Annotated in this window: 31 protein-coding genes; 19 read left to right on the top strand and 12 right to left on the bottom strand. The window is 64.8% G+C overall.

The features are described from left to right. Positions 1 to 27 precede the first annotated feature (27 nt). On the bottom strand, positions 28 to 351 hold the full coding sequence (locus WA950_RS17275; protein WP_424552947.1) for an ArsR/SmtB family transcription factor: 324 nt from the start codon (positions 349 to 351) through the stop codon (positions 28 to 30). A gap of 72 nt (positions 352 to 423) precedes the next feature. Between WA950_RS17275 and WA950_RS17270 the strand changes: the two genes are divergently transcribed. Together WA950_RS17270 and WA950_RS17265 are read left to right on the top strand one after the other, a co-directional pair. Next, positions 424 to 912, top strand: coding sequence for an SRPBCC domain-containing protein (locus WA950_RS17270; RefSeq protein ID WP_424552946.1), 489 nt, complete (start codon positions 424 to 426; stop codon positions 910 to 912). A 113-nt stretch (positions 913 to 1025) separates the two neighbouring features. Continuing rightward, positions 1026 to 1388 (top strand): hypothetical protein, encoded by a 363-nt coding sequence (locus WA950_RS17265; RefSeq protein WP_424552945.1) that lies wholly within the window; start codon positions 1026 to 1028, stop codon positions 1386 to 1388. 17 nt (positions 1389 to 1405) lie between these two features. Here the strand turns inward: WA950_RS17265 and WA950_RS17260 are convergent, their stop codons facing one another. After that, on the bottom strand, positions 1406 to 2137 hold the full coding sequence (locus tag WA950_RS17260) for a L,D-transpeptidase (protein ID WP_424552944.1): 732 nt from the start codon (positions 2135 to 2137) through the stop codon (positions 1406 to 1408). Between the two features lie 205 nt (positions 2138 to 2342). Between WA950_RS17260 and recO the strand changes: the two genes are divergently transcribed. The 5 genes from recO to WA950_RS17235 all read left to right on the top strand — a co-directional run bounded on the left by recO (position 2343) and on the right by WA950_RS17235 (position 8185). Beyond that, positions 2343 to 3107: a DNA repair protein RecO gene (gene recO / locus WA950_RS17255; RefSeq protein WP_424552943.1), complete on the top strand. Its 765-nt coding sequence runs from the start codon at positions 2343 to 2345 to the stop codon at positions 3105 to 3107. Further along, entirely contained in the window at positions 3104 to 3613 is a 510-nt protein-coding gene (locus WA950_RS17250) for a PaaI family thioesterase (protein WP_424552942.1), read from the top strand. Before recO ends, WA950_RS17250 begins: the two co-directional genes overlap by 4 nt. 97 nt (positions 3614 to 3710) lie before the next feature. Beyond that, entirely contained in the window at positions 3711 to 6572 is a 2862-nt protein-coding gene (locus tag WA950_RS17245) for a DUF2339 domain-containing protein (protein WP_424552941.1), read from the top strand. A 35-nt stretch (positions 6573 to 6607) separates the two neighbouring features. Continuing rightward, complete coding sequence (locus WA950_RS17240) at positions 6608 to 7261, top strand: HD domain-containing protein (RefSeq protein ID WP_424552940.1); 654 nt, start codon at positions 6608 to 6610, stop codon at positions 7259 to 7261. 78 nt (positions 7262 to 7339) lie between these two features. Then, positions 7340 to 8185: an MOSC domain-containing protein gene (locus WA950_RS17235; protein WP_424552939.1), complete on the top strand. Its 846-nt coding sequence runs from the start codon at positions 7340 to 7342 to the stop codon at positions 8183 to 8185. Between the two features lie 87 nt (positions 8186 to 8272). Here the strand turns inward: WA950_RS17235 and WA950_RS17230 are convergent, their stop codons facing one another. Next, positions 8273 to 9268: a magnesium transporter CorA family protein gene (locus WA950_RS17230; RefSeq protein ID WP_424552938.1), complete on the bottom strand. Its 996-nt coding sequence runs from the start codon at positions 9266 to 9268 to the stop codon at positions 8273 to 8275. Positions 9269 to 9570: 302 nt separating this feature from the next. On the opposite strand from WA950_RS17230, the gene WA950_RS17225 reads away from it, so the two are divergent. The 5 genes from WA950_RS17225 to WA950_RS17205 all read left to right on the top strand — a co-directional run bounded on the left by WA950_RS17225 (position 9571) and on the right by WA950_RS17205 (position 15302). After that, positions 9571 to 10806, top strand: coding sequence for an MFS transporter (locus WA950_RS17225; protein ID WP_424552937.1), 1236 nt, complete (start codon positions 9571 to 9573; stop codon positions 10804 to 10806). 193 nt (positions 10807 to 10999) lie between these two features. Further along, the gene (gene nadA, locus WA950_RS17220; protein WP_424552936.1) at positions 11000 to 12079 is read left to right on the top strand and encodes a quinolinate synthase NadA; all 1080 of its coding nucleotides are present in this window, start codon (positions 11000 to 11002) and stop codon (positions 12077 to 12079) included. Positions 12080 to 12169: 90 nt separating this feature from the next. After that, positions 12170 to 13768, top strand: coding sequence for an L-aspartate oxidase (locus tag WA950_RS17215; RefSeq protein ID WP_424552935.1), 1599 nt, complete (start codon positions 12170 to 12172; stop codon positions 13766 to 13768). Positions 13769 to 13808: 40 nt separating this feature from the next. After that, positions 13809 to 14717: a carboxylating nicotinate-nucleotide diphosphorylase gene (gene nadC, locus WA950_RS17210; RefSeq protein ID WP_424552934.1), complete on the top strand. Its 909-nt coding sequence runs from the start codon at positions 13809 to 13811 to the stop codon at positions 14715 to 14717. Positions 14718 to 14783: 66 nt separating this feature from the next. Next, on the top strand, positions 14784 to 15302 hold the full coding sequence (locus WA950_RS17205) for a superoxide dismutase family protein (protein ID WP_424552978.1): 519 nt from the start codon (positions 14784 to 14786) through the stop codon (positions 15300 to 15302). Between the two features lie 6 nt (positions 15303 to 15308). Here WA950_RS17205 and WA950_RS17200 read toward each other — a convergent pair whose 3' ends face one another. Genes WA950_RS17200 through WA950_RS17185 form a run of 4 tightly spaced genes read right to left on the bottom strand, consistent with a single transcriptional unit; the run spans position 15309 to position 18284 of the window. Further along, a complete protein-coding gene (locus WA950_RS17200; RefSeq protein WP_424552933.1) occupies positions 15309 to 16286 on the bottom strand; it encodes an NUDIX hydrolase in 978 nt (325 codons plus the stop codon). After that, the gene (locus tag WA950_RS17195) at positions 16283 to 16810 is read right to left on the bottom strand and encodes a tyrosine phosphatase family protein (RefSeq protein WP_424552932.1); all 528 of its coding nucleotides are present in this window, start codon (positions 16808 to 16810) and stop codon (positions 16283 to 16285) included. The genes WA950_RS17200 and WA950_RS17195 overlap by 4 nt, the downstream gene beginning before the upstream one ends. Positions 16811 to 16812: 2 nt before the next feature. Further along, positions 16813 to 17442, bottom strand: coding sequence for a YfbR-like 5'-deoxynucleotidase (locus WA950_RS17190; RefSeq protein WP_424552931.1), 630 nt, complete (start codon positions 17440 to 17442; stop codon positions 16813 to 16815). Further along, positions 17439 to 18284 (bottom strand): YgfZ/GcvT domain-containing protein, encoded by an 846-nt coding sequence (locus WA950_RS17185; protein ID WP_424552930.1) that lies wholly within the window; start codon positions 18282 to 18284, stop codon positions 17439 to 17441. Before WA950_RS17185 ends, WA950_RS17190 begins: the two co-directional genes overlap by 4 nt. A gap of 169 nt (positions 18285 to 18453) precedes the next feature. On the opposite strand from WA950_RS17185, the gene WA950_RS17180 reads away from it, so the two are divergent. Then, a complete protein-coding gene (locus tag WA950_RS17180) occupies positions 18454 to 19059 on the top strand; it encodes an amino acid transporter (protein WP_424552929.1) in 606 nt (201 codons plus the stop codon). Position 19060: 1 nt separating this feature from the next. On the opposite strand, the gene WA950_RS17175 is transcribed toward WA950_RS17180, so the two are convergent. The 4 genes from WA950_RS17175 to WA950_RS17160 form a co-directional block, all read right to left on the bottom strand. Beyond that, complete coding sequence (locus tag WA950_RS17175; protein WP_424552977.1) at positions 19061 to 19843, bottom strand: hypothetical protein; 783 nt, start codon at positions 19841 to 19843, stop codon at positions 19061 to 19063. Between the two features lie 22 nt (positions 19844 to 19865). Further along, positions 19866 to 20123, bottom strand: a complete 258-nt coding sequence (locus tag WA950_RS17170) for a hypothetical protein (RefSeq protein WP_424552928.1) — start codon at positions 20121 to 20123, stop codon at positions 19866 to 19868. A gap of 104 nt (positions 20124 to 20227) precedes the next feature. Next, a complete protein-coding gene (locus WA950_RS17165; RefSeq protein ID WP_424552927.1) occupies positions 20228 to 20653 on the bottom strand; it encodes a TIGR02301 family protein in 426 nt (141 codons plus the stop codon). Beyond that, positions 20650 to 21069, bottom strand: coding sequence for an NUDIX domain-containing protein (locus WA950_RS17160; RefSeq protein WP_424552926.1), 420 nt, complete (start codon positions 21067 to 21069; stop codon positions 20650 to 20652). The genes WA950_RS17165 and WA950_RS17160 overlap by 4 nt, the downstream gene beginning before the upstream one ends. Positions 21070 to 21144: 75 nt before the next feature. On the opposite strand from WA950_RS17160, the gene WA950_RS17155 reads away from it, so the two are divergent. Then, a complete protein-coding gene (locus WA950_RS17155; protein ID WP_424552925.1) occupies positions 21145 to 21921 on the top strand; it encodes an SOS response-associated peptidase in 777 nt (258 codons plus the stop codon). A 5-nt stretch (positions 21922 to 21926) separates the two neighbouring features. Here the strand turns inward: WA950_RS17155 and WA950_RS17150 are convergent, their stop codons facing one another. Beyond that, a complete protein-coding gene (locus WA950_RS17150; protein WP_424552924.1) occupies positions 21927 to 22100 on the bottom strand; it encodes a hypothetical protein in 174 nt (57 codons plus the stop codon). Between the two features lie 470 nt (positions 22101 to 22570). Between WA950_RS17150 and cysS the strand changes: the two genes are divergently transcribed. Genes cysS through pip form a run of 5 tightly spaced genes read left to right on the top strand, consistent with a single transcriptional unit; the run spans position 22571 to position 26404 of the window. Then, the gene (cysS, locus tag WA950_RS17145; protein ID WP_424552923.1) at positions 22571 to 24004 is read left to right on the top strand and encodes a cysteine--tRNA ligase; all 1434 of its coding nucleotides are present in this window, start codon (positions 22571 to 22573) and stop codon (positions 24002 to 24004) included. After that, positions 24001 to 24483 carry a GFA family protein gene (locus WA950_RS17140; RefSeq protein ID WP_424552922.1) on the top strand — a complete coding sequence of 161 codons (483 nt, stop codon included), beginning with the start codon at positions 24001 to 24003 and terminating at the stop codon, positions 24481 to 24483. The genes cysS and WA950_RS17140 overlap by 4 nt, the downstream gene beginning before the upstream one ends. Then, positions 24480 to 24971 (top strand): GFA family protein, encoded by a 492-nt coding sequence (locus WA950_RS17135; RefSeq protein ID WP_424552921.1) that lies wholly within the window; start codon positions 24480 to 24482, stop codon positions 24969 to 24971. Before WA950_RS17140 ends, WA950_RS17135 begins: the two co-directional genes overlap by 4 nt. Before the next feature lie 3 nt (positions 24972 to 24974). After that, on the top strand, positions 24975 to 25448 hold the full coding sequence (locus WA950_RS17130; protein WP_424552920.1) for a GFA family protein: 474 nt from the start codon (positions 24975 to 24977) through the stop codon (positions 25446 to 25448). Beyond that, positions 25445 to 26404, top strand: coding sequence for a prolyl aminopeptidase (gene pip, locus WA950_RS17125; protein ID WP_424552919.1), 960 nt, complete (start codon positions 25445 to 25447; stop codon positions 26402 to 26404). Before WA950_RS17130 ends, pip begins: the two co-directional genes overlap by 4 nt. Positions 26405 to 26406: the final 2 nt, after the last annotated feature.

The following is a 26406-nucleotide window of genomic DNA, read 5'->3' as shown; positions in this document are numbered from 1 at the left end:
AGCGGAGCGCCGCCACAAGGCGGCGCTTCACTCGTCCAGTCCGTCCTTCAGGGCGGAGAGCACATTCATCGCATGGCCGGCATATTGGCTGATCCAGCGGTCGTGAATCGCCTTTATCGGCAGGGCGTTGAGGTGGTTCCAGCGCTCGCGGCCCTCGCGGCGCGCGAGAATGAGATCCGCCTCTTCCAGCACCTTCAGATGCTGCATCACCGTGCAGCGGTCCATCTCCGGAAACCTTTCGCAGAGCGCGCCCGTCGTCAGTGGCGCGTGTCTGATCGCGTCCAGCATCTGCCGCCGCTTTCCATTGGCGAGCGCCTTGAAGATGGCATCCTCTTTTGATTCGCTTGACATGTTATGTTTTTATAACATATTTTATCCGGGTACAAGATCGAGGAGGGCGGAGACGCCCCGAAGGAGGACAGCATGACGCTGGAATTTCGCGTGAACGGAAGAATCGGCAAGCCGGCCGCCGAGGTCTTCGACGCGGTGGTCAATCCGCAGAAGCTGAGCGGCTATTTCACGACGATCGGCGGCGCGAGCGCGCCGCTTGTCGAGGGCGCGACTGTGACGTGGTGGGGTATGGCCCCGGTCATTGTCGACAAGGTGGAGAAGGATGCCCTCATCGTTTTCCGCTGGGACGCCACGGTCGATGAGGGGGAGGATCCCTACAAGACGCGCGTCGAGATGCGCTTCAAGCCGCTCGACGATGGCGGCACGATGGTGACCATCGCCGAGACTGGCTGGCGTGAGAACGAGCGCGGCCAGAAATCGTCCTACATGAACTGCGAGGGCTGGTCGCAGATGCTTGCCTGCATGAAGGCCTATGTCGAATACGGCATCAACCTGCGCGAGGGCTACTACCCGAGCGAACTCAAGGGCGTCGTCGCCTCGGAGCAGCAGGACTTCATCTAGGGCATATCCGGTGAATTCCGGTTCACCGAAAATGCTCCAGCTCTTTGTTTTTTACGCATTGTCCGACGCCGGGACGATACCGGTTCGGCTGAAAAATGCTCCAGGAGGATGTCATGACAGCGAAAATCAAGGGCGGTATCAACATCGCCATGAAGGTGCCCACGCACCAATACGAGGCGACGATCGCGTTCTACCGCGATGTCGTCGGCCTGGAGCCTTTTGATGACAAGGCGCCGGCCAAGGGCTTCGTGCTCGGACCGAACCGGCTGTGGATCGACGAAGCGCCGAACTACAGCCAGGCCGAAGTCTGGCTGGAGCTTTTCACGCCGGATCACCGGATCGCCCTCGGGCATTTGGAGCAGAACGGCGTCGTGCGCTGCGACGCCGTCGAGGATCTGGGCGAGGGCTTTCGCGGCGGCTGGATCATGAGCCCGGCAAATATCGTGCACATGGTGCGCGAGCCGGACGCCTGGTAGGCCAGTGCGTGAATGAACTAGATGGCTGCGGGCGGCGTGAAGGCGTCGACCGCCGCCATCGGTATTGCCTCATTCACCGGCGCCTGATGCTGCTGAACGACGACGCGGCTGCCGCTCGGCACGCGGCCATAGAGGTCGATGATGTCCTGGTTGAACAGGCGGATGCAGCCGCTCGATACGGCCTTGCCGATCGACCACGGCTCGGAGGTGCCGTGGATGCGGAAGAGCGTGTCGTTGCCGCCCTGATAGAGATAGAGCGCGCGCGGTCCGAGCGGATTGGTCAGGCCCGGCTCCATGCCGTTCGCCCATTTGAGGTTCCGTTCCGGCTCGCGCTTGATCATGTTGGGCGTCGGCGTCCAGCGCGGCCATTCCGCCTTGCGGCCGATGCGCGCGGTGCCCTCGAATTCCAGACCCGCCTTGCCGACGCCGATGCCGTAGCGCATCGCCATGCCTTCGCCCTGCACGAGGTAGAGGAAGCGGTTCTGCGTATCGATGACCATGGTGCCGACCGGCTCGTTGGTCTGGTAGGCCACCTGCTGGCGGAAATATTTCGGGTCTACCCGGCTGATATCCATGGCCGGCAGCGGGAAGCGCTCTTCCGGGTGGGGGCCGTACATCGCGACATGAATGGGGTTCGGTCCCTTTTTCACCGGCGTAGCGGTGGTGGCGCAGCTGGCAAGCGTGGCGGCAAGAGCGAGGAGGGCGAGGGAGCGAAGAGCCGCAGAAGCGCGGATGCGGGACACACACATGAAGAGGGCACCTGTAATTGCAAGTCTGGATCTGGCCTTGGAGGCCTTTCGGGCTTCATTGAAGGCAAAGCGGGCGCGGGCAGGGCAAGAAGAAAGCAAAACTGTGGCAAGGGCTTAGGTGTGGCCATCGGGCCACAGGTCCCGCAGGTGCCCGGCATGGGCGCATGTGCTTGCAGCGGGGCGGGCGAGGGCGTAATGCATTGCCATGCAATGGAGTGATGAGGCCATCGTTCTGGGCGTGCGGCGCCATGGCGAAACGTCGGTGATCGCCGAGGTGATGACGCGTGAGCGCGGCCGGCATCTCGGCATGGTGCGCGGCGGGCGCACGCGCACGATGCAGCCGGTGCTCCAGCCCGGCAATTCGGTGGATGTGACGTGGCGGGCGCGGCTCGACGAGCATCTCGGCGAATTCCGGATCGAGCCGGTGGAACTGCGCGCCGGCCGCCTGATGGAAACGGCGACCGCCGTCTACGGCGTGCAGGCCATGGCGGCGCTGCTGCGCTTCCTGCCGGAGCGCGATCCCCATCCCCATCTTTACGAGGCGCTTTCCGTCATCCTCGGCCACCTTCACGAGCCGGCGGATGCCGGTGAACTGTTCATCCGCTTCGAGCTTGCCGTGCTGAACGATCTGGGCTTCGGCCTCGACCTTCTCGAATGTGTCGCGACGGGCACGCGCGACGACCTCTGCTACGTCTCGCCGAAATCCGGCCGCGCCGTCTCGCGCGAGGCCGGCAGCCCCTGGGCGGACAAGATGCTGGCGCTGCCCGCCTTTCTTGGCGACGAAAGCCGGCATGCGGCCGATGCCGCCGCGCTTGCCGACGGCTTCCGGCTGACGGCCTTCTTCCTCAACCGGCATGTCTGCGAACCGCGCGGGCTGGAGCTTGCAAACGCCCGCGAAGGCTTCGTGCAGGCGGCGCTGAAGGCGCTTGGTTCGCCACGAAACGATCAATCGAAAGAGGCAGGTGCATGACGGTCGAAATCTATCCGGGGCTGACGGTCGGCGGCATCGGCACGCTGCCGCTCGAGGTGGTGAAGCGCGATGGCGGCCTGAAGGTCCTGCAGGCGATGCTTGCCGGTGAGCTGCCGGCTCCGCCAATGGCAAGGACGCTCGCCTTCAGTCTGACCGAGGTGGAGGACGGCCGCGTCGTCTTCGCCGGCATGCCGTCCGCCGATCATCTCAATCCGCTCGGCACCGTGCATGGCGGCTGGACGGCGACGGTGATGGATTCGGCCCTCGGCTGCGCCGTCTTCTCCGTCATCAAGCCGGGCGAAGCCTATACGACCATCGAGTTCAAGCTGAACCTCGTGCGCCCCGTTCTGCCCGGCATGGGCGAGGTGTTCTGCGAGGGAAAGATCGTCCATCGCGGCCGCACGATAGCCACCTCCGAGGCATGGCTGCGGGATGGAAACGGCAAGCTGCTCGCCCACGGCACGGAAACCTGCGCCATCTTCCCCATCGAAAATCTGATGCGCTGAACGCCGAACAGATTGCCGCCCTGAAACGTAACCCGGTTTGGAGATTGAAGAAAACCGGGTAGTCTGCCCGCCGGACAATGCCCGTTCTGGAGTTGCAATGCTGGAAATCCTTTCCCTGGTCGCCATCGGCCTGGCCCTCTACACCCTCAACGCCTCGAAAAGCAGCGCGCAGAAACTCGGTGAGGAGGTGATGCGTCTCAAGCGTGAGGTGGAGGCGCTGAAAACCGGCGGCGTGACGGTGCCGGCACAGACGGCGGCGGAAATTTCGGACGAAGCGGCCATGGTCACGGGCGAAGAGGCGGCCGAAGCGCCAGTGGAGGAGGGCTTTTCCAGCCCCTGGGCAGGCAAGGTGGAGGAGGCCGAAAAGGGCCGCACCATCTTCGGCGGCGAGGCCGTCGCGCCGGCCGAGGCTTCTGTTGCAAGTGAAACGGCCGAGGAGGCCGTTGCCGCGCCTGCCATTGTACTGGTCAAGCCGAAGGAAAGCTTCGAGAGCCGCATCGGCGCGCGCTGGGCCGTCTGGGTGGGCGGCATCGCGCTCGCGCTCGGCGGCATCTTCATGGTGAAATATTCCATCGAGGCGGGCCTGCTGAGCCCGGCCGTGCGGCTTTCGCTTGCCGCAGTCTTCGGCCTCGTGCTGATGGGCGTCGGCGAATTCGTGCGCCGCCGCACCCAGCCGCTCATCGCCAATGCCTTCCAGAACGCCATGATCCCCGGTGTGCTGACGGCGGCCGGCGCGATCACGCTCTTCGCCGTCACCTATGTCGCCTACGAATTCTACGGCTATCTCGGTCCCGTGGCCGCCTTTACATTGCTCGCCGCTGTCTCCTTCGCGACGATCGGCCTGTCTCTGCTGCATGGACAGGCGCTTGCCGGCCTCGGCCTGCTGGCCTCCATGCTGACGCCGGCGCTGGTTTCTACCAGCGAGCCGAGCCCCTGGAGCCTGTTCGGTTTCCTCGGCGTTGCATGGCTCGCCACCTTCGCCGCCGCGCGCATCCGCCGCTGGCAGATCGTGCCTTCGCTCGCCAATGCCGGCATGCTGCTGTGGATCGCGCTCTACCTGTCGTTTTCGGAAAATGTCGATGTCCTGCCGGTGCTTCTTGCCGTTCTGGTGCTTGCAATCGGCCATGGCCTGATCTGGCCGGGCAGCGTTACGGCGGAGGACATGCCGTCCCCGTCGGGAGCCGTCTCAGTGCATCCGCTCGACCGGCTGCTCACCCCGCCGGCCGTCGCGGTGTCGCTGACCGGTGCGCTGGCGCTGGCTTTCCCGGCGCTGATGTTTGCAAGCGGTGAGGCGGCCATCCCCCATGGGGACTATGCCTTCGTCATTGCGGTGATGGCGCTGGCGCTGCTTGGCGCGCTACGCGTCTGGGCTATCTATCCGGCATTGCTGTCGGCGATAGCCGCCGTGGCGGGTGTCGTGGCGCTGGTCGGGCTGCCCGGCAGCGGCGTGATCGACGCGTTCTCGACCATCGCGCCGCCGATGCTCGACGGCACTCCGTTGCTGGACGGCACGGAGCCGCAGTCGCTTCCCGTTCCGGTCCCCGTCCTGTCAACGCCGGTCAACCTGCTGCTGGTGCTCGCTGTCGCCTACGCCACCGTTTCGATCGCTGCCGTGCGCCTGCGTCTGGCTGGTTCCGGCGTTTTCGCCGCGATCTGGAGCCTCATCGCGCCGACCGTGCCCTTTGCGATCCTTGCGATCAGCTTCTTCAATTTCGGCAACCTCTCGTTCGACCTCAAGCACGGCCTCACCGCTGTTGTCTTCGGTCTTGTGTTCCTCGCGGCGGCGGAAGGTTTTTCGCGCGAGCGAAGCGAGGAGGATAGCCTCTTCGTGCCGCAATGGGCGTTTGCGGCCGGCGGTTTCGCCTTTCTCGTGCTGGCCTTGCATGCGCTGACGGACGGACTCGTCACCACGCTCGCCATCATGGTGCTCGGCACGGCGGCCGTTTTTGCAACCCGCCTTCGCCGCTGGCTGGTGCTGCCCTGGCTGATGGCCGGTGCCGCTGCCATCGTTGCAGGGCGGATTGCGTGGGAGCCCACCATCGTCGGGCCGGCAAGCCTTTCGACGACGCCGGTCTTCAACCAGCTTCTCGCCGGCTACGGCATTCCGGCGGTGCTGCTCGCGCTCTCCGCCTTCGAATTGCGTCGCTGGCCGGGGATACGTATCCGCAACCTGCTGCAGGCGCTCGCCAGCCTGTTCCTGCTGCTGACGGCGGCGATCCTCGTGCGCCATGGCATGAATGGCGGCGTGCTCGACAGTTCCGTGCCGACGCTCGGCGAGCAGGCGACCTATACGCTGCTGGTCATCGGCGCCTCGGCGGTCATGATGTCGCTTGACCTCAAATCGCCGAGCCCCGTCTTCCGCTACGGATCGATGGTGGTCGGCGGTCTCTCGGTGCTTTCGGTGCTGAGCGCCCATTTCATTGGCCTCAACCCCTATTTCACTGGTGAGTTGCTCGGCAAATGGCCGGTCGTCGATCTGTTGCTGGTGGGCTACCTGCTGCCCGGTATCGCCTATGGCGGTCTTGCCTTCTATGCGCGCGACCGGCGGCCGCTGCCCTATGTAATCATGCTCGCCCTGACCGGCGTCGCTCTCGTCTTCGCCTGGTTCACGCTCTCGGTCCGCCGCTATTGGCAGGGCGACAACATTGCCGACTGGAAGGGCTTCCTCCAGCCGGAGACCTACACCTACTCGGTCGTCTGGCTGCTGCTGGGCGTGGCGCTGCTCGCTATCGGCTCGAAGGTCGATTCCAAGAGCATCCGCCTTGCCTCGGCCGGCCTCGTGCTGATCGCTGTCGTCAAGGTCTTCCTCATCGACATGTCTAACCTCGAGGGCATCCTGCGGGCGCTTTCCTTCATCGGGCTCGGCGCGGTGCTGATCGGGATCGGGCTGTTCTACCAGAAGATCCTCTCGGGAAAGTCCGGGACGGACGGGAAGGCGGAATTGAACGCGTCCCCGTGACAGGCTAGTCATGGGCGATCATTTGTGGATTGCCCATGTCCTTTGCCTGCCTCGCCGCCGCCTTTTCGCCCCTCGGTGACCTTGCCGAGCGTCTGTTGCCGCAAGCCTTTGCGGCCGATGACGGCTCGCACGATGCCGCCCATCTCATTCGTGTCTGGAAGAGCGCCCGCCGCATCCAAGCGCAAGAGGGCGGCGATCTGCGTTTGCTTGCCGCCGCCGTGCTGCTGCACGACTGCGTTTCGGTCGAGAAGAACTCGCCGCTGCGCAGGCAAGCCTCGCGCCTTGCGGCAGAAAAGGCCTCCCGCCTGCTTGCCGCCGAGGGTTGGAGCGCCGGGGATGTCGCGGCGGTTGCCCACGCCATTCTCACACACAGCTTCTCCGCCGATATTGCGCCGGAAACGCTGGAGGCAAGAATCCTGCAGGACGCCGACCGACTGGATGCCATCGGCATGGTCGGCGCGGCGCGCTGCTTCTACATTGCCGGGCGCATGGGCAGCGGCCTCTACGATCCGCTTGATCCGCTCGCCGAAAACCGGCCGCTCGACGACAAGGCCTTCGCCATCGATCACTTCGAGGTCAAGCTGTTCAAGCTGGCGGATGGCTTCCAGACGGCGGCAGGCGCGCGCATGGCCGGGGAGCGCACGGAGCGCCTGCGCGCCATCCGCGACATGCTTCTGGATGAAATCTGAACGAAAACATGCTTTTGTGCCGCCGCATTGAATCGCTTCGGCAAGGCGTTGAATCGAAATTTCAGGAAAGGTCGCCCCGTGAAGATCGAAGGTCTGAACATCCACCCGCTGAAGAGCGGCCGGGCCATCCCCGTCGAAAGCGCGACGGTGCGCCTCGATGGGCTTGCCGGCGACCGGCGCTTCATGGTCGTCGAGCCCGATGGCCGTTTCATCACCCAGCGCGAACTTCAGACGCTCGCCCGTGTCGAGGCGACGGCTGTCGGCGATAGCCTGCATCTGGAAATGGGCGGTAGCCAGCTCTTCGCCAGCTTCGAACCGGACGACCGGATGGATGTGATCATCTGGGACAGCCCGGTGAATGCGGCCGTGGCGGACGAAGCGGTGAACGACGCCCTGTCGGGCTGGCTCGCCCGGCCGGTCAAGCTCGTGCACATGGATGCGCTGGCGCGGCGCGCGGAGGGCGAGGAATGGGCCGGCCGCCCGGCGCCCGTCGGTTTCGCCGACGGTTTTCCGGTCCTCGTCACGACGACCGGCTCGCTTGCCGACCTCAACGAGACGCTGGTCGCCAAAGGGCAAGAACCGGTCGGCATGGACCGTTTCCGCACCAATATCCTCGTCTCTTGCGACGAGCCCTGGGCGGAAGACCTGTGGGAAACGATCGAGATAAACGGCATCGTCTTCGGTTTCGTCAAACCCTGCTCCCGCTGCATCATGACCACGCAGGACCAGAGGACCGGCGAGCGCATCGGCGGCAATCCGATCCAGGGCCTCGCCGAAAAGCGTATGTCCGCCGACCGGCGCGTGCCCGGCGTGCTGTTCGGCTGGAACGCGGTGCCGCGCGGCGAGGGTGAAGTGCGCCTCGGGGATGCGGTGAAGGTGACAAAGACGCGCGGCGAGCGCTGGCCGATGAAGATGCGGGGATGACGTCCGGACGGATTGGGAGAACGAAGGGCCGGCTCCGTGAGGTGCCGGCCCTTCGTCGTTCTGTGTGGCTGGAGCAGACGGGGCCTGTCAGACCCAGCCGCGCCGCTTGAAATAGAGGAAGGGCATCAGCGCCGAGAAGATCATCAGGCCGACCGCATAGGGATAGCCGAGCTGCCATTGCAGTTCCGGCATCAGCTCGAAGTTCATGCCGTAGGCGGACGCAACCAGCGTCGGCGGCAGGAAGACGACCGAGGCGACGGTGAAGATCTTGATGATCTGGTTCTGCTCAAGGTTGATAAGGCCGAGCGTCGCGTCGAGCAGGAAGTTGATCTTGCCCGAGAGGAACGCTGCGTGGTCGCCCAGCGAGACGGCGTCGCGCTGCACGAGTTTCACCAGCTGGCGCACTTCCTTGTACGGCCGGCGGTCCGGATGCTCGACCGCCGCCGCATGATAGGCGACGAACCGTGCGATGCTGACGAGGCTTTCGCGCACGCCGCTCAGGAAATCGCCCTTGCGGCCGAGCTGGTCGATCACCGCCTCGAGGTTCCGCGTCTTGCGGGCGGAAGGCGCCTTCTTGCCGCGGAAGATCGCGTGCGAAATGCCGTCGATCTCGTTGCCGAGCCGTTCCAGCACGTCCGCCATGCGATCGATGACAGCCTCTATAAGGCCGAGCATGACGTCCTCGCCGGTCTCGTAGGAATGGCCGTTGGAGCGCAGCGCCCGGTGGCAGAAGGTGGCGAAGGGTTTTGCATCGGCATAGCGCACCGTCACCAGCGTCGGGCCGCGCAGGATGAAGGTGATCGGCATCTTGGTCGGTTCGTCGCCGTCGAGATTGGTCAGCGCGGTCATCGTCATGAAGGCTGCGCCGTCCTCCTGGTAGAGGCGGGCGGACAGCTCGATGTCCTCCATTTCCTCACGCGAGGGGATGGAAAGGTGCAGCGCGGCTTCGACCTCATTCACCTCTTCCGGCGTCGGGCTCAGGAGGTCATACCAGAGGGCAGGGGAAATCGCCTGCTCGATGGCAGGGTTGGAAATTTCACGCAGGCAAAAGCGGTCAGCCTGACGGGCATAGATCTGCAGCATGCTTCACTCCTTTGAGGGCGTTCTCGCCGTCCGGAGTGAAGCTGAAGGCTTCTTACCGGACAGGTCGCTCGATTGCTCTCGATGGTCTACTGTCGGGGTCCATTGATCTTATCCGGTTTGGGTTGGCGTCATGTGACGCGCGCGATGGACATGCGCCTAAAATCCTGCTGCGTCAAGCACATCGGGCGATACGCTGAATCGGAATGTCCCATCAATGCGGCTGATTGCTTGGTCAATTAAATTCGCTTTTGTTAATTGATGGCCGAGCGTAGGTTCCCGGCAGACAATCCCGGAGACCCACCATGTCCGCCCCATCCGTCGTTGCGGCTCCTGCCGCCACCCGGCCCATGCCCTGGCTCATCATTCTTGCCGGTTCGCTGATTGCCGTGCTCACCTTCGGCCCGCGCTCGGCGATGGGTTTCTTCCAGTTGCCGATGCTGCAGGATACCGGCTGGGACCGCACCACCTTCGGTCTCGCCATGGCCTTGCAAAACCTCGCCTGGGGCGTCAGCCAGCCGTTCTTCGGGGCCATCGCCGACAAGTTCGGCACCTGGCGCGTGCTGCTCGTCTCGGGCCTCGTCTATGCCCTCGGCCTCTTCCTCATGTCGCTCGGCACGTCGCCGCTCTGGCTGCATGTCGGCGGCGGCGTGCTGGTCGGGCTTGGCGTCGGCGCGGGCTCATTCGGCATCCTGCTTTCCGCCTTTGCGCGCAATGTCACCCCGGACCAGCGTTCCATGGCCTTCGGCATTTGCACGGCGGCGGGGTCGGCCGGCATGTTCCTCTTTGCGCCGCTGTCGCAGGGGCTCATCAGCGCCTATGGCTGGTCGGACAGCCTCGTCTATCTCGGCATCCTGATGCTGGCCGTGCCGCTCATCGCCATTCCGTTGCGCGGCAATTCCTCCTCCGGCATCACCGCGGCCGCGGAATACAAGCAGACGATCGGCGAGGCGCTGCGTGAGGCGCTTGGCCATCGCAGCTACCTGCTGCTGACCGCCGGCTTCTTCGTCTGCGGCTATCAGGTCGCCTTCATCACCGCGCATTTCCCGGCCTATCTCGGCGATCTCGGCATTGATGCGCGCTATGCGGTGATCGGGCTGGCGCTGATCGGCTTCTTCAACATCATCGGCTCGCTTGCCGCCGGCTATATCGGCCAGCGCTATTCGAAGCCCTATTTCCTCGCCTATATCTACATCGCGCGCTCGGTTGCGGTCTCAGCCTTCATCCTGCTGCCCAAGACGCCTGCCTCGGTCATCATCTTCGCCATCGTCATGGGGCTTCTGTGGCTCTCCACCGTGCCGCCGACCAATGGCCTCGTCGCCATCATGTTCGGCACGAAGCATCTCGGCCTTCTCGGCGGCATCGTCTTCCTGTCCCATCAGGTCGGCTCGTTCCTCGGGGTCTGGATGGGCGGCTACCTTTACGATCAGTTCGGCACCTACGATCCGGTGTGGTGGCTCGGCGTGGTGCTCGGGATCTTTGCGGCGATCGTCCACTGGCCGATCGAGGAAAAGGGCGTCGCCCGCCCGGCCATGGCCTGAGCGAAAACCTTGCCGCCGCCCGAAGGAATTCGGGCGGCGCTTCTTGCAAAGCGTCACAAAAGTTTCTAAATCTGAACGACCGGCCAGTGCCGGTTTTGTTTTACAGCCGTTATGCTCAAATTGAGCAAAATGGCCTGCCGCAAGGCAGGAAAATCGAGGATACCGCCGGGAGGCGGGAGAAGAGGAGGGTTCCATGACCGTTCTGGCCCAGCATGCCGCGCCAGCCGAAGCCGCACGTCCGCTCACCGCCGCGGAGCGCTTCGGTGTCGTCGAGAAACCGGACCTGACCTTCACGCCCGAGATCGCCCGCGAGACGGAGCACCTCTACGAAAAGGTGAAGCAGTTCATCCCGGCCTTCGAATGGCCGGTCTACGCGCCCTATGTCGCCGCCATCAACCGGCTGAAGAAGGAGCGTGGCGCCGTCATCCTCGCGCACAATTACCAGACGCCGGAAATCTTCCATTGCGTCGCCGATATCGTCGGCGATTCGCTGCAGCTTGCGCGCGATGCCACCAAGGTCGATTCCGAGATCATCATCCAGTGCGGCGTGCACTTCATGGCGGAAACCTCGAAGCTGCTGAACCCGGAAAAGACCGTGCTGATCCCCGATTCCAGGGCCGGTTGCTCGCTGTCGGATTCGATCACCGGCGCCGATGTACGCCTTCTGAAGCAGCGCTATCCCGGCGTGCCGGTCGTGACCTACGTCAACACCTCGGCCGACGTGAAGGCGGAGACCGATATCTGCTGCACCTCGTCCAACGTGCTGGCTGTCATCGAGAGCCTGGAGAGCGACACCGTTCTCTGCATCCCGGACGAGTATCTGGCGATGAACGTCGCCAAGCAGACGAACAAGAAGATCCTCACCTGGAAGGGCCACTGCGAGGTGCATGAGCGCTTCACGGCGTCCGAGCTGCTGTCCTACAAGGAATCCCATCCCGGCATCGAGATCATCGGCCATCCGGAATGCCACCCGGACGTCATCGCCGTCTGCGATTTCGCCGGCTCCACTTCGGGCATGATCAACTATGTCAGGGACAACCGTCCCGCCCGCGTTCTGCTCGTCACCGAATGCTCCATGGCCTCCAATATCCAGGCCGAACTGCCGGGCGTCGATTTCGTCAAGCCGTGCAATCTCTGTCCGCACATGAAGCGCATCACGCTGCCGAAGATCCTCGACAGTCTGGTGTACATGACGGACGAGGTCGTGGTCGATCCGGCAATTGCCGATCGCGCCCGTCTCGCCGTCGAGCGGATGGTGAACCTGAAGCAGTAGGCCGTCCTCCGCTCTGGAGGGAAAGGGGCGCGAATGCCCCTTGGTCAGTCTCCCGCAAGGGAGCACAGCGGCGCGTCGGAGGAGTAAGACATGCCCATTGATAGTTTCCGCCCGCAATCCTGGAACGGCATCGACGATATCGTCATTGTCGGTGGTGGTCTTGCCGGTCTTTTCTGCGCGCTGAAGCTTGCGCCGCGCCCCGTCACGATCCTTGCGGCCGCGCCCATCGGGCAGGGCGCATCCTCTGCCTGGGCGCAGGGCGGCATCGCTGCGGCCATGAGCCCCGGCGACACCTTTGAAAAGCATGTCGCCGACACGCTGGAGGCCGGCGCCGGCATCGTCGACCAGAAGATGGCGCGCTTCATGGTCTCCGAAGGCCCGGCGCGCATCCATGACCTGCTCGAATATGGCGTGCCCTTTGACCGCGACCTCGAAGGCAAGCTGATGCTCTCTCGCGAGGCGGCCCATTCCGAGCGGCGCATCGTGCGCGTGAAGGGCGACATGGCAGGCAAGGCCATCATGGAAGCGCTGATTGCGGCCGTGCGCAAGACGCCGTCGATCCGCGTGCTGGAGGGCTATGTCGTCGAGGAACTGGTGCGCGAAGGCCGCTTCATCTCGGGCGTCGTGGCCCGGCCGGATGCCGGCCAGTCGAAGAACCGCGTGCATTTCCCGGCCCGCGCCGTGGTGCTCTGCTCGGGCGGCGTCGGCCATCTTTACGCCGTCACCACCAACCCGTGGGAAGCCTGCGGCCAGGGCGTCGGCATGGCTGCGCGCGCCGGCGCGATCATCGCCGATCCGGAATTCGTGCAGTTCCATCCGACGGCCATCAATATCGGCCGCGATCCGGCGCCGCTCGCCACCGAGGCGCTGCGCGGCGACGGCGCGCATCTGGTCAATTCCGCCGGCCATCGCTTCATGCTGGATATCCACGAGGACGGCGAGCTTGCTCCGCGCGATATCGTCTCGCGCGGCGTGTTCGCCGAGGTGCAGGCCGGCCGCGGCGCGTTCCTCGACTGCACCAAGGCGGTCGGCAAGCATTTCCCCGACATGTTCCCGACGGTCTATGCATCCTGCATGGCCGCCGGCATCGACCCGGTCACGCAGCCTATTCCCGTTGTTCCGGCCGTGCACTACCACATGGGCGGCGTGCTGACGGACGCGGAAGGCCGCACCTCCATCGACGGCCTGTGGGCGGCGGGCGAAGTCACCTCTACCGGCGTGCACGGCGCGAACCGCCTTGCCTCGAATTCGCTGCTTGAAGCCGTCGTCTTCGCCGCGCGCATCGCGGAAAACATCAAGGGCATGCTGCCCGAGCCGAAGATCAACGACTGGGGCAGGAATGCCGGCGAGAGCGACGATCTCGTGACCATCGAGGACAGCCCTGCGCTGACGCGCCTGCGCCGCGTCATGAGCGATCATGCCGGCGTCATCCGCAGCCGCGACGGCCTCGCAACCGCCATTCGCGAGATCGCAAGGCTGGAGCGTGAAAACAGCCGCATGCGCTTCCACAACATCGTCACCACGGCAAAGCTGATCGTGACCGGCGCGTATCTGCGTGAAGAAAGTCGCGGCGGCCACTTCCGTTCCGATTTTTCCGAGCAGAAGGAAAACTGGAAACACCGCACTTTCCTGACCCTTGCGGACGCGGAAAAGGTGGTCGAGGACCTCTCGGAGACAGCGGCGGCGTGAGGCTGCCGCTATCCTATCGAAACCAAACAGGACAAGTTTCATGACCACCTCCTATCTCCCGGTGCTTTCTCCCCTGATGGTGGAGGAACAGGTGCGCGCGGCGCTTTGCGAGGATCTCGGCCGGGCGGGCGATATTACCAGCCAGGCGACGATTGCACCGGAGATGGTCGCCAGGGCGGAGTTGAATGCGCGCGAGGATGGCGTCGTCGCCGGGCTCGATCTTGCGCGTGAGGCCTTCCGGCTGATGGACCCGGCGATCCGCTTCGAGGCCTTCGTCAAGGACGGCGACAGGATTGCCCCCGGCACGGTGATTGCGACTGTCTCGGGACCGGCGCGCGCTGTGCTTTCGGCCGAGCGGGTGGCGCTCAACTTCCTCATGCACCTGTGCGGCGTCGCCACTCATACCGCGCGCTTTGCTCAGGAAATCGCCCACACGCAGGCGAATGTCTGTTGCACCCGAAAGACCATTCCGGGGCTCCGGGCGCTGGAAAAATATGCCGTGCGCATGGGCGGAGGCTCCTCGCACCGCTACGGTCTCGACGATGCTATTCTCATCAAGGACAATCATATCGCCGTTGCCGGCGGGGTTGCCGGTGCGATCCGCGCCGCCCGCGCCTTTGCCGGTCATCTCGTCAAGGTTGAGGTGGAAGTGACGGACCTGGAGGAGCTGGAAGAGGCGCTCGAGGCGCAGCCGGATGTCATCCTGCTCGACAATATGGGGCCGGAACTGCTGCGCCGCGCCGTCGAGATCAACCGCGATTGCGCCGGCCTCACCGATGCGGCCTATGCCGGCGACCCGCGCCGCGTGAATCTCGAAGCCTCCGGCAATGTGGACCTCAAGACCATCCGCGCGATCGCCGAGACCGGCGTCGACTATATCTCGACCTCCAAGATCACCATGGCCGCGCCGACGCTCGATATCGGCCTCGACGTCGTCGTGGGCCGGTAACGGGGAACACCCCACCTGGCGATGCGTTCCGCTCTCGTGAGCAATCAACCGGAAGGACGCATCATGTTGAAGATCGTTGCGCTCGCCGCCGCGGCGGGTGCCTTTGTGGCGCTGGGCGCGCCCGCCGTCGCCCAGCAGGTGAAGAACACGGCACAGGCCGATTTCACCGACCGTTCCGGCACGGAAACTGGCCGCGCACATCTGACTGCCGGAAATGACGGCGTGTTGTTCGAGGTGGAGGTTTCCGGCCTGACGCCCCGCAAATGGGTGGCGCTGCACATCCATGAGACGGGCGCCTGCGATCATGCGGACGGTCACGCTTCGGCTGGCGGGCACTTCAACCCGGACGGCAAGGAACATGGCTTTGCCGCCGCCAACGGCCCGCATGCAGGCGACCTGCCGAACCAGTATGTTGCGGAGGACGGCGTGATGCGCGCTCAGGTCCACACGACGATGGTGCGCCTCGACGATGCCGAACGGGGCATTCGCGGCCGCGCGCTCGTGGTGCATGCCGGCTCGGACGACTATCGCACCGATCCGGCGGGCGGTGCCGGTGACCGGCTGGCCTGCGCCGTGATCAAGTAGCCGCCGTCAGCGCATGCCGACCTTCAGGCCGGGGGCGGGGCGCTCCTCCAGAATGCGGCGGCGGAAGCGGAAGAGGGCGGCGGGCCGCCCGCCGGTGGCGGAGGTCGAGCCGCCGGTCGGCTCGACAAGTTCGGCGCCCTCGACGAGCCGGCGAAAATTCTGCTTGTGCAGGTGACGGCCGGAAATCGCTTCCACGGTCGCCTGCAATTCGGTGAGCGTGAATTCCGGCGCCATCAGTTCGAAGATGACGGGGCGGTATTTGATTTTGCCGCGCAGCCGCGCCATGGCGGTGGCGACGATGCGCCGGTGATCGTGCCGCATGGTCGTGCCGGGCGAGGCCTGGCAGGGCCGGGCCCGGCCGTCCGTGACAGCCTCCTCGGCAAGGCCTGCCTCGTAGAGCAGCTCGTAGCGTTCCAGCACCCGTTCCTCGTCCCAGGGGAAATCGTCGAGGCCGAAGGCAAGGCGAACGCGGGTGAGCGGCAGGGGCGTGAGGTTCACGCGATCGTCGAGCGGCTCCTCGGCTGCCCACCGCTTGAGGGCCGGCAGGATCAACTGGTCGATCACGGCCGGCCGGCCCTGCCGCCAGTCTTCCCAGGGCAGGTAGCTGTACCAGTCGCGCCATCGCGCCCCGGCTTCCGCCAGCCGCTCGTTCGCCTCGGCATCAGTGCGGGTGAGCGCGAGATAGCCGACCGAGACCATGTGCGTGCCGGCCTCGTCGGGCAGTTTCTGGCGGCCACGGTCGCCGAATGTGTAGAGCTGTTCGATATAGCCGAGCTTCAGCGCGGTCTGCGTCTGCACGCTGGCGCGCAGGCTCGTCTCGAAGGTGCGGTGTTGCCGCGGGTCGAAGGGACCGAAGGGCAGGGCATCGCGCGCCTGTGCGCCGTCGCCGCCGATGGCCAGGATACAGGGACTGCGGCCGGAAATCGCGACGACCGCCGCGTTGAGGCCGATTTCGACCGGCGGGCGGGCGGTGTTTTCCGTCATGGCCGCTCCGGTGCCGCGCAGAAAGCGAAGGGACTGTCGCCGACATAATCCGCGCCACGGCCGATGGCCTTCACGGCGGCAATGAGCCGGCCGCCACGGTGGAGCACATGATCGCCGATCTCGACAAGCCGCACATTCGGCGTCGCCTGCACGGAGGCCCGGCGCACACGCTGCGCAAGGTCATGGTCGTCCTGGTCCGGCTCCACGGCGAGCGCGGCAAGGAGGGCGGCGGCAGGCGAACGGGACACGCCCATCATGCAATGGACAAGCAGCGGCGCCTGCCGGTCCCAGTCGCGGGCAAAGTCGATGATCGCGGCCACATGCTCCTCGCCGGGCGCGACGAGTTTGCCGGTGCCGGCAAAGGCGATATCGTTGACGCCGAGGATCAGGTGGCGCGCGGCGGAGATCACGGCGGGACGGTGAAAGTCCTGCCTGGGCGCAACGAGGCTCAGCATTTCGCGGCAGCGGTGGCGCACGGCCAGTTCCGCGATCTTTCCAAGCGGGGCGACGACGATCGTTCCCATCGTCACACCGCCGCGGCGAGGGCGCCGCGCTCCTGCTCCAGCGCCTCGAACCGCTCGGCAAAGCGCCTTTGCGCCTCGACGGCGGGAAGCGGCGCGATATCGATCATGTCGACCGAGATGCCGCGCGGCGCACCGAACAGCTTCGTCGCTTCCACATGGGAAAATCCGGCAAGCTCCGTCGCCTCGAAGAAGGCGGCGATCTGATCGGCCTTCTTGATCTTCGTCTTCAGGCCGGCGGGCGTGGCGGGCGGCAGGCCGAAGCGCAGATGCACGGCCGCCTCCAGCCGCTTTTCCACCGTCTTGTAGCCGCCGCCGACCACGGCCTTGAAGGGCGAGATCATGTCGCCGATCACATATTCCGGCGCATCGTGCAGCAGCGCCATCAGGCATTCGCCTGCCTCGCAGCGGTTTTGCCGGCGGAAGATCGTCTCGACGATCAGCGAATGCTGCGCCACCGAGAAGGCATGGTCGCCGTTGGTCTGGCCGTTCCAGCGCGCGACACGGGCAAGCCCGTGCGCGATGTCGGAAAGCTCGATATCGAGCGGCGAGGGATTGAGCAGGTCGAGACGGCGGCCGGACAGCATGCGCTGCCAGGCGCGGGGCTCCGCCTTCGCTCGCGCCGCTCCGCTCATTGCGCCGGCACCTCGGCGTGGTCGGCGGGGAAGGAAAGGCCGGTCCAGGCGGGAAGCGCCACGGTCACGGGCGCGCCGTCCGCGGTGATCGGCGTGCCGGCGCTGATGGCATCGGCCGCGCGGTCGATGCGCACGATGGCAAGGCCGGTCGTGCCGCAAACGCTGCCGAGCGCGCCGATCGACTTGCCGCCGGCAAGAAGCTCGGTGCCGGTCGCGGGCAGGGCAGTCTCGCCCCGGACAATGACCGGGCGGCGGCGCGCGGTGCCGCGGTGGTGCATGCGGGAGACGACCTCCTGCCCGACATAGCAGCCCTTGCCGAAGGAAAGGCCGCCGTTGAGATCGAGCAGCGCATCATGCGGGAAGATATCGGACAGTGCGTAGTCACGGCCGGATTCTGCAATGCCGGCGCTGACGCGCAGCGCATCGTAGAGCGCGGGATCATCGCTGCCGCCAGCGCCCTGGCGGCGGGAGACCGCAAGGCCTGCCTTGGCGAAGCGGGCATCGAGCGCCGCATCGGTTTGCGCGCCATCCCAGGCCACCGTAACCGCATCGCCTTCGACGATCGCGATATCGACCGCGGCGCGCAGCCTGTACATGGTCAACCGCTTGACGAGCGCATCGCGCTGCTCCTCGCCCGTTTCGAACAGGAAAGCTTCCGCGCCGTCACGGCGGATCAGGAAATCGAAGAGGATCTTGCCCTGCGGCGTCAGCAGCGCGCCGGGGCGGATCTCGCCCTCCGGCAGATCGGGCAGGTTCGTGGTGATGAGCGATTGCAGCAAGGTCTCGGCATCCTTGCCGGATAGACGGAGAAAGGCGCGGCCGGAAAGCGTGACGGAAGGCATGATTCGATCCAGATTTCTTGTGCGCCGGCACATTCCGGCGCAGGCGGTGCATCATCGCACCCGTTGAAACAGAAGTAGAACGGCCGGCCGTCTTTCGCAAGATCGGGGAGGCTTGTCCGGCGGTTCAGGATGGTTATGAAGACGCCTGATCAAGAAAAGGCGATGCATCATGAACGTTCCATCGACGCTGCCGCATGACGCGTGGTCCGCCTGGCACCCAAGCGCGCTTGCCCGGCGGCTTGCACACGTCTCGCGCCCATGGTGCGTCGTCGGCGGCTGGGCGCTCGATCTGTGGCATGGCGTCGAGACGCGGCCGCACGACGATCTGGAATTCACCATCCTGCGCGGCGATTTCTTCTCGTTCAGCGCCGCCTTGTCCGGCCTGCGATTCCATGCGGTCGGGGATGGCCATGTCGAACCGCTCGCGACAGCGCAAGCGCCACCCGCTGGCATCATGCAGGTCTGGTGCGAGGACGTTGCGGCAAAATGCTGGCGCGTCGACATGATGCTCGAGGATGGCACGCCGGAGACCTGGGTCTACAAGCGTGACCCGGCGATAAGCCGCCTGCGCCGTGAGATGGTGCGCGTCACGGTCGACGGTATTGCCTATCTCGCTCCCGAGGCCATCCTGCTCTTCAAGGCGAAATACCGGCGTGACAAGGACGAAGCCGATTTCGCCGCAGCCTTGCCAAAGCTCGACAAGGCGCAACGGGGCTGGCTGAGCGCCTGCATTGCAAAAGCCCAGCCGGATCATGCCTGGCTGGAAGCACTGTAGGTCAATCGCCGCTGACGAAGAACTTCCACTGGCCGTCCGGCGTGATGCCGACGCGGTAGAAATTGTAGCTGCCGAATTCCTGCATGTCGGCGAAATCGCCGGCTGTCACGATGCGCAGCAGCTCAACCTTTTCCGGCGGCGTGAGGCTGGCCAGGGCCTTCTCGGTAAAATAGGGCCAGACATACATTTCGTTGGCGGTGCCCTTGTCGATATGCGCGAAGCCCGTCGCCAGAACGTCGAGCAGGATGGAGAGCACTTCGATGCCGTCCTGATCGCCGGACTGGCCCTTCAGCGTTGCGACCGGGTCTTCCTCGCTCTCGACCATCGAGACCTGGGTCTCGGTCATGCCTTTGCCGAGGAGGGGGCGCAGGCGTTCGATCTCGCCGGAGGCGGCGGCCTCGACGATGAGCTGGCGCATGCGGCGCACGGGCTCCGGCGCCTTGCTGATGTCGAAGATGAATTCCGCCGGCACTTGCGGCTCTTCGACCGCCTTGTCGTTGGCGGCGGGGTCTTCGCCGGCCGGCTCTGTTAGCGCCTGGTCCTTGCGAATCAGCGGATCGGGCAGCGGCAATTCGAGCGGGCCGACGTCTACCGGCTCCTCTTCCTCCTCGACAGGCGGCGCTTTTTCAGCTTCGGCGGGAGCCTGCTGTACCTGGCCCTGCTCGTTCTTCAGCCCGCTGAGGGCGAAGGCGGGGCGCACCGGCGCGTTGAGCGCCGTTGTCGCGAAGAGTACCGACAGTACGATGAGGCTGTTGCGAAACAGCTTTTTGCCGTCAGCCGACATCTGCATGACTTGTCTTTCCAGCCTATTGCAGGATGCGCTCGGGGGAGAATTCTCCAGCCAGCATACGCTCGCGCAGCGATTCGAGCATCGCTTCCGCACCCTTTTCGCCCTGGACACGGATCGTTTCGCGCAAAGCGAGCGCGATCGCGGCGTCGGCGATGATTTCCGGTTCGATTCCGTCCGCCATTCCGTCGGCCCAGGCCTCGTTCTGGTATTCCAGAGCGGCCTGCATCTTCTCGTGCACGATCATCTCGTCGATATCGTTGAGAGTAGGTTCCATCAATCGGTCCATGCGAGGCATTCAGTTCTTACTGCACTGTTAACGACCTTAGCAGCCTTTTCCCAAAACGGCACTGGCTCCCGCGAAAACAGGTTAATTAATCGCTAATTTCCAAACCTTGCGGTAATTTCGGCCGCAAGTGTTGCACCTTCGTTACGGTATCTCTCTTCTGCGACAACGGCTGAGTCGGTGCAAGCCGTATAGATCGCGGCAAAGGAACGATATCCACGGTTGAAAGCCGCCGTCAGCTTTTCCTGCCGCTTCGGCTCATTTGCCGCTTCCAGCTCGATCAGGCGCTGCATGGAGACGCGCCAGGCGTCCTCCGCTTTGTCCATGCAGAGATTGCGCAGGTAGTGCACGGCGCCGACGATCTCGGAAAGACGCTCCAGCCGTTCGTCATAGGGCGCAGGCTTTTGCTCGATGACGGGCGCCGCCGGCGTTTCCTCGGCCTTGCCGCCCTTCGCCTGCTGGGCGAGGGCGGGCACGGCGAAGGCGAGGACAAGGGCGAGCGCAAGGCGAATCGCGTTCATGCGCCTTGCTCCGCCCGCTCCGCTTCCAGTCGGACGATGCATTCGCGCACGCTGTCGGGGGCGGGCAGCTTCTCGATTTCCTCGGCCGTGTACCAGCCGACGCTCGCCGCATCGTCGGCGGCGATGGCGACGGCTGTCGGATCGGCCTTCACCCTGAAGACGGAGAGGAAGAAGGAGGGGCTGCCGGGGCCGTCCTCGCGGCCGGGCAGGTCGTAGGTCGCAAAGAGCATCGGCCTTTCGCCGCGAATGCCGGTTTCCTCGAACAGCTCGCGGACCGCCGTCTCGGCTGCCGTTTCGCCTTCCTCGCCGCGCCCGCCCGGAAAGGCGAACATGGCGTCCGAGGGCGGCTTGCTGCGCAGGACGAGCAGGTAACGCCCGTCGCGCTCGATAATGGCGGAGGAGGCGGGCTGGGGCATCTTCGATTTCTTCATCGCGTTCCGGTTCGCTTGCGCTTGATTGACCCCTTATAGGCAAAGTGCGATGACGACGCCATGTGTGGACGATTTGCATTGCTGGCCGAGCCCGAAGGTCTGCGCGAGTTTCTCGATGTCGTGAACATGGAGGACCCGCCGGCGCGCTACAACATCGCCCCGACGCAGCCGATCCTGATCGTCATCGCCGGCGAGAAACAGGAGCTCGGCAGCAATCTTCCGGAGCGCAGGGCGATGCTGGTGCGCTGGGGTTTCCTGCCCGGCTGGGTCAAGGATCCGAACGAGTTTCCGCTCCTCATCAATGCCCGCGCCGAAACAGCGGCAGGCAAGGCCTCGTTCCGCGCCGCCATGCGCCACCGCCGCATCCTCGTGCCGGCTTCCGGCTTCTTCGAATGGCGCAAGCCGGAGGAGAAGGGCGCGAAGGCGCAGGCCTATTACATCCGCCCGAAAAAGGGCGAGATCGTTGCTTTCGCCGGCCTCATGGAGACGTGGTCGTCGGCTGACGGTTCCGAGGTCGATACCGGCGCGATCCTGACGACGGCGGCGAACAACGATATTGCCCGCGTCCATGATCGCATGCCTGTCGTCATCCGCAGGCAGGATTTTTCCCGCTGGCTCGACTGCAAGACGCAGGAGCCGCGCGATGTGGCGGATCTCATGACGCCGATCGACGACGGCTTCTTCGAGGCAATCCCCGTGTCCGACAAGGTGGGTAAGGTTTCCAATATGGGGCCGGACATTCTGGAGCCGGTCGAGGAGAAAGCCGGAACGCTGCCGGAGAAAAAGAAAAAGGGCGCAGAAGCGCCCCCGTCGTCCGATCAGCTTTCGCTGTTTTGAGCGGCTCAGTCGTGGAGCGACTGAAGAACGGCCGGAATATCGCGGCGCGTCTCGGTGGCCTTGATCTCCGGCTTGCACTGCGTGGCGGCAACGACGGCGCGCAGGCCGAGCGGCTTGTAGCGCTCCTGCAGGTTCTCGTTGGCGGCGTGTTGTGCAGGCTGTTTGTTTGCGGTCGACATTTTACTCTCCTGAAGTGGTTTCATCAGGTAGCCCCGTCAGTTCCCCCGGTTGCTCCCCCATGACCTGTGTATCTACAGGCCCCATTCGGCCAAATTCTGCTCAAACTTTGCCCGCTTCGCGGCAAGATGGCAGAAAGCGCCGGTTTTGACGCTCAATAATTGTGACGGGCGCTAACATTCATTTGTGAATTCTTCGACCCGTCGGTTCGCAGGTCCCTTCTTGCACGGAAAGCGCCGGTCGGCGTGTCACCGCGGTAACAGGCCGAAAGGACAGGATTTTCGCGAGGCGACGCCTGCGCCCGCTTGACCGCAGGCCGATGCGGCGCGATAAAGCAGCCATGAAGACGGTACTCTGCATTCGCCGGAGCATTATTCGCTAGCGCACGCGCTGGCCCGGCCGTTTTCGTCCCCCAAAATCCCCGGATGACAACGACCCGGCCAGCCGGGCGCACGCATTTTGGGAGATTCCTATGGCCGACAAGCCGGTCCTGACGCTGTACAACACGCTCACACGCTCGAAGGAGGCCTTCGCCCCCATCGATCCCGACAATGTGCGCATGTATGTCTGCGGCCCGACGGTCTATGATTTTGCCCATATCGGCAATGCGCGGCCGGTCATCGTCTTCGACGTGCTGTTCCGTCTGCTGCGCCATGTCTATGGCGACAGCCATGTCACCTATGCCCGCAACATCACGGATGTCGACGACAAGATCAACGCGCGGGCGCTTCGCGATTTCGGCAGCGAGATTTCGGACGGCACCCTGTCGCTCAACGAGGCGATCCGCCGGGTGACGGAAAAGACGGCGAACCAGTTCCACGCCGACATCGTGGCGCTCGGCGCCATGCCGCCGACCCACGAGCCGCGCGCCACCGAGTTCGTCGAGCCGCGCGCGGACGGCAAGGCGGACATGGTTACCTTGATTCAGCGTCTCATCGAACGCGGCCATGCCTATGAAGCCAATGGCGAAGTGCTGTTCGATACGCAGTCGATGGCCGACTACGGCGACCTCTCCAAGCGCAATCTCGACGAGCAGCAGGCCGGCGTGCGCATCGCCGTCGATGCGCACAAGAAAAACCCCGGCGATTTCGTGCTGTGGAAGCGTTCCTCGCAGGAAGAGCCGGGCTGGGCCTCGCCCTGGGGCCGGGGCCGTCCGGGCTGGCATATCGAGTGCTCGGCCATGGCCGCCGCCTATCTCGGCGAAGTCTTCGACATTCACGGCGGCGGGCTCGATCTCATCTTCCCGCACCATGAGAACGAGATCGCCCAGTCGCGCTGCGCCCATGGCACCAAGGTCATGGCGAATGTGTGGATGCACAACGGCTTCCTGCAGGTCGAGGGCCGCAAGATGTCGAAGTCGGAGGGCAATTTCTTCACGATCGCCGAGCTGCTGCACGAGGAAAAGTTCGGCGGCCGCAAATGGCCGGGTGAGGTGCTGCGCCTTGCCATGCTGATGACCCACTACCGCGAGCCGATCGATTTCAGCGTGAAGCGCCTCGAAGAGGCCGAGCGCCTCCTCGCCAAGTGGCCGACCGGCGGCGATCCGGCAGAGGGCCGCGTCGACGAAAGCGTGCGTGCCCCGCTCATCGACGACCTCAACACGGTCGCGGCCGTGCAGGCGCTGCATGCGCTGGCCCAATGCGCCAACGGCGATCCGCTGATGCTGCCGGTCTTCGCTGCCAGTGCCCAGCTGCTCGGCGTGCTGCCAAAGAAGGTCGAGGTCTCCAAGGCGCTGGAGGACAGCGTCGACACGCTTATCCAACTGCGCCTTGAAATGCTCAAGGCAAGGAACTTCGCCGAAGCCGACAAGATTCGCGACGACCTCTCCGCCAAAGGCATCCAGCTGAAGGACGGCAAGGACGCTGCAACGGGCGAGCGCGTGACGACGTGGGAGGTGAAAAGGTGACCACGCCCTTCTACACCGGTGGATGCCAGTGCGGAGCGGTGCGCTTTCATGTCGAGGGCGCGCTCGGGGATGCGTCGGTCTGTCATTGCCGGATGTGCCAGAAGGCGAGCGGAAACTTCTACCTGCCGCTGGTTTCGGTGCGCGACGCCAGGCTGACATGGACGCGCGGCGAGCCGAAACGCTTCCAGTCGTCGAACCACGGCTATCGCGGCTTCTGCGCCGGTTGCGGCACGCCGCTGACCTATGAAGCGCCGGACGGTGTGGCGCTCACCATCGCCGCCTTCGACGACCCGGCCGAAATCGCCCCGCGCATCCAGTGGGGCATCGAGGCGAAGCTGCCCTATGTCGACGGAATCCACGACCTGCCGGGCGAGGACACGATGGCGGATCAGGACGCCGCCGCCTTCCTTGCCGACCTCGTCTCTTACCAGCACCCAGACCACGATACCGACGAATGGCCGCCGGAGCAGAGATCATGAGCATTTCGCGCATCTATACGGGCGGCTGCCAGTGCGGCGCGGTGCGCTACCGGGTTGAGGGCACGCTTGGCGATCCGCATCTTTGCCATTGCCGCATGTGCCAGAAGGCGGCGGGAAACTATTTCCTGCCGCTCGCCAATGCGCCGCGCGAGCGCTTTTCTCTTGTGCGCGGCGAGCCCGGCTGGTTCCAGTCCTCGCAAACCGTGCGGCGCGGCTTCTGCCGGAATTGCGGCACCCCGCTCTTCTATGACGGCCTTGGCTCGGCCCATGTCAATGTGACGCTCGGCTCGCTCGACGATCCCGACGATGTCCGCCCGGCCGCGCAATCCGGCGTCGAATCGCGGGTCGTCTGGTTTGCGCAATTGCCGAGGTTGCCGGAGCACGAAAGCGACGAGGGCGAGGGCGGCGAGGCGCGCCATGTGACGATCCGCGATTCGAACCGACAGCATCCCGACTACGACACCGATCACTGGCCGCCGGAGGAGTAAGACATGACCGAGACCGTTCGTACCGGAGGCTGCCAGTGCGGCGCCGTCCGTTTCCGCATCAGGGGGGAGCTTGGCCGCCCGTCGATCTGCCATTGCCGCATGTGCCAGAAACAGTTCGGCGGCTTCTTCGGTCCGCTCGTGACCGCCAAGGGCGAGACGGAATGGGTGCGCGAGGAGCCCACTTACTTCCAGTCGTCGATCAACATTGCCCGCGGTTTCTGCAAGCATTGCGGCACGCCGCTGACCTACAAGCATCCGGGCGGGCTGGAGATCGCGATCGGCGCCTTCGATGACCGCAGCGACCTCGCCCCGCAGGTGCAGGTCAACTACGGCTCGCGCCTTCCCTGGGTCGAAACGATCTTCTCCACCCCGGTCCACGACGACCCGGACTACTACAGCCAGCAGGAGAAGATCATCTCCTTCCAGCACCCCGACCACGAAACCGAAAACTGGCCTTCCCACGGACTGAAACTATGAACGAAGACCTGAGGACGCTCTATCCCGAGATCGAGCCCTATGCCAGCGGCCATCTGGACGTCGGCGACGGGCATGTCGTCTATTGGGAACGTGTCGGCACGCCGGGCGCCAAGCCCGCCGTCTTCCTGCATGGCGGGCCGGGCGGCACGATTTCTCCGAGCCATCGCCGGCTGTTCGACCCGGCGCTTTACGACGTCACGCTGTTCGACCAGCGCGGCTGCGGCAAGTCCACGCCGCATGCCGGGCTGGACGCCAATACGACCTGGCACCTGGTCGCCGATATCGAGCGGCTGCGCGCGGTGGCGGATGTCGACCGGTGGCTGGTCTTCGGCGGCTCCTGGGGCTCGACGCTGGCGCTGGCCTATGCCGAGACGTACCCGGAGCGCGTCAGCGAACTCGTCGTGCGCGGCATCTACACGCTCACCAAGGGTGAGCTCGACTGGTACTACCAGTTCGGCGTCTCGGAAATGTTCCCCGACAAGTGGGAACGCTTCGTCGCGCCGATCCCGCCGGAAGAGCGCCACGAGATGATGCAGGCCTATCATCGCCGCCTGACGAGCGACGACAAGGCGACGCGCATAGCCGCCGCCAGGGCATGGAGCATGTGGGAAGGCGAGACGATCACGCTGCTGCCTGAGCCGGCGACGAGCGATCATTTCGGCGAGGACGAATTCGCCCATGCCTTTGCTCGCATCGAGAACCACTTCTTCGTCAATGCCGGCTGGCTGGAGGAGGGGCAATTGCTGCGTGACGCGCACAAGCTAAAGGGGATTCCGGGGCTAATCGTGCACGGCCGCTATGATATGCCGTGCCCGGCCAAGCAGGCCTGGGCACTGCACAAGGCCTGGCCGGAAGCGGAATTCCATCTCATCGAAGGCGCGGGCCACGCCTATTCCGAGCCTGGCATCCTCGATCGCCTGATCTACGCGACCGATAAATTCGCCGGCAAGAAGTAAGA

It is taken from the genome of Shinella sp., assembly GCF_049651085.1.
Lineage (GTDB): Bacteria > Pseudomonadota > Alphaproteobacteria > Rhizobiales > Rhizobiaceae > Shinella.
Note: the sequence above shows the minus strand (reverse complement) of the source record. Positions and strands in the feature narration are given on the sequence as shown.

Bases quoted from the DNA above. Each gene is read 5' to 3' on its own strand.
- WA950_RS17275 (WP_424552947.1), bottom strand. From the start codon at position 351: ATGTCAAGCGAATCAAAAGAGGATGCCATCTTCAAGGCGCTCGCCAAT.
- WA950_RS17270 (WP_424552946.1), top strand. From the start codon at position 424: ATGACGCTGGAATTTCGCGTGAACGGAAGAATCGGCAAGCCGGCCGCC.
- WA950_RS17265 (WP_424552945.1), top strand. From the start codon at position 1,026: ATGACAGCGAAAATCAAGGGCGGTATCAACATCGCCATGAAGGTGCCC.
- WA950_RS17260 (WP_424552944.1), bottom strand. From the start codon at position 2,137: ATGTGTGTGTCCCGCATCCGCGCTTCTGCGGCTCTTCGCTCCCTCGCC.
- recO (WP_424552943.1), top strand. From the start codon at position 2,343: ATGCAATGGAGTGATGAGGCCATCGTTCTGGGCGTGCGGCGCCATGGC.
- WA950_RS17250 (WP_424552942.1), top strand. From the start codon at position 3,104: ATGACGGTCGAAATCTATCCGGGGCTGACGGTCGGCGGCATCGGCACG.
- WA950_RS17245 (WP_424552941.1), top strand. From the start codon at position 3,711: ATGCTGGAAATCCTTTCCCTGGTCGCCATCGGCCTGGCCCTCTACACC.
- WA950_RS17240 (WP_424552940.1), top strand. From the start codon at position 6,608: ATGTCCTTTGCCTGCCTCGCCGCCGCCTTTTCGCCCCTCGGTGACCTT.
- WA950_RS17230 (WP_424552938.1), bottom strand. From the start codon at position 9,268: ATGCTGCAGATCTATGCCCGTCAGGCTGACCGCTTTTGCCTGCGTGAA.
- WA950_RS17225 (WP_424552937.1), top strand. From the start codon at position 9,571: ATGTCCGCCCCATCCGTCGTTGCGGCTCCTGCCGCCACCCGGCCCATG.
- nadA (WP_424552936.1), top strand. From the start codon at position 11,000: ATGACCGTTCTGGCCCAGCATGCCGCGCCAGCCGAAGCCGCACGTCCG.
- WA950_RS17215 (WP_424552935.1), top strand. From the start codon at position 12,170: ATGCCCATTGATAGTTTCCGCCCGCAATCCTGGAACGGCATCGACGAT.
- nadC (WP_424552934.1), top strand. From the start codon at position 13,809: ATGACCACCTCCTATCTCCCGGTGCTTTCTCCCCTGATGGTGGAGGAA.
- WA950_RS17200 (WP_424552933.1), bottom strand. From the start codon at position 16,286: ATGACGGAAAACACCGCCCGCCCGCCGGTCGAAATCGGCCTCAACGCG.
- WA950_RS17195 (WP_424552932.1), bottom strand. From the start codon at position 16,810: ATGGGAACGATCGTCGTCGCCCCGCTTGGAAAGATCGCGGAACTGGCC.
- WA950_RS17190 (WP_424552931.1), bottom strand. From the start codon at position 17,442: ATGAGCGGAGCGGCGCGAGCGAAGGCGGAGCCCCGCGCCTGGCAGCGC.
- WA950_RS17185 (WP_424552930.1), bottom strand. From the start codon at position 18,284: ATGCCTTCCGTCACGCTTTCCGGCCGCGCCTTTCTCCGTCTATCCGGC.
- WA950_RS17180 (WP_424552929.1), top strand. From the start codon at position 18,454: ATGAACGTTCCATCGACGCTGCCGCATGACGCGTGGTCCGCCTGGCAC.
- WA950_RS17175 (WP_424552977.1), bottom strand. From the start codon at position 19,843: ATGTCGGCTGACGGCAAAAAGCTGTTTCGCAACAGCCTCATCGTACTG.
- WA950_RS17170 (WP_424552928.1), bottom strand. From the start codon at position 20,123: ATGGAACCTACTCTCAACGATATCGACGAGATGATCGTGCACGAGAAG.
- WA950_RS17165 (WP_424552927.1), bottom strand. From the start codon at position 20,653: ATGAACGCGATTCGCCTTGCGCTCGCCCTTGTCCTCGCCTTCGCCGTG.
- WA950_RS17160 (WP_424552926.1), bottom strand. From the start codon at position 21,069: ATGCCCCAGCCCGCCTCCTCCGCCATTATCGAGCGCGACGGGCGTTAC.
- WA950_RS17155 (WP_424552925.1), top strand. From the start codon at position 21,145: ATGTGTGGACGATTTGCATTGCTGGCCGAGCCCGAAGGTCTGCGCGAG.
- WA950_RS17150 (WP_424552924.1), bottom strand. From the start codon at position 22,100: ATGTCGACCGCAAACAAACAGCCTGCACAACACGCCGCCAACGAGAAC.
- cysS (WP_424552923.1), top strand. From the start codon at position 22,571: ATGGCCGACAAGCCGGTCCTGACGCTGTACAACACGCTCACACGCTCG.
- WA950_RS17135 (WP_424552921.1), top strand. From the start codon at position 24,480: ATGAGCATTTCGCGCATCTATACGGGCGGCTGCCAGTGCGGCGCGGTG.
- WA950_RS17130 (WP_424552920.1), top strand. From the start codon at position 24,975: ATGACCGAGACCGTTCGTACCGGAGGCTGCCAGTGCGGCGCCGTCCGT.
- pip (WP_424552919.1), top strand. From the start codon at position 25,445: ATGAACGAAGACCTGAGGACGCTCTATCCCGAGATCGAGCCCTATGCC.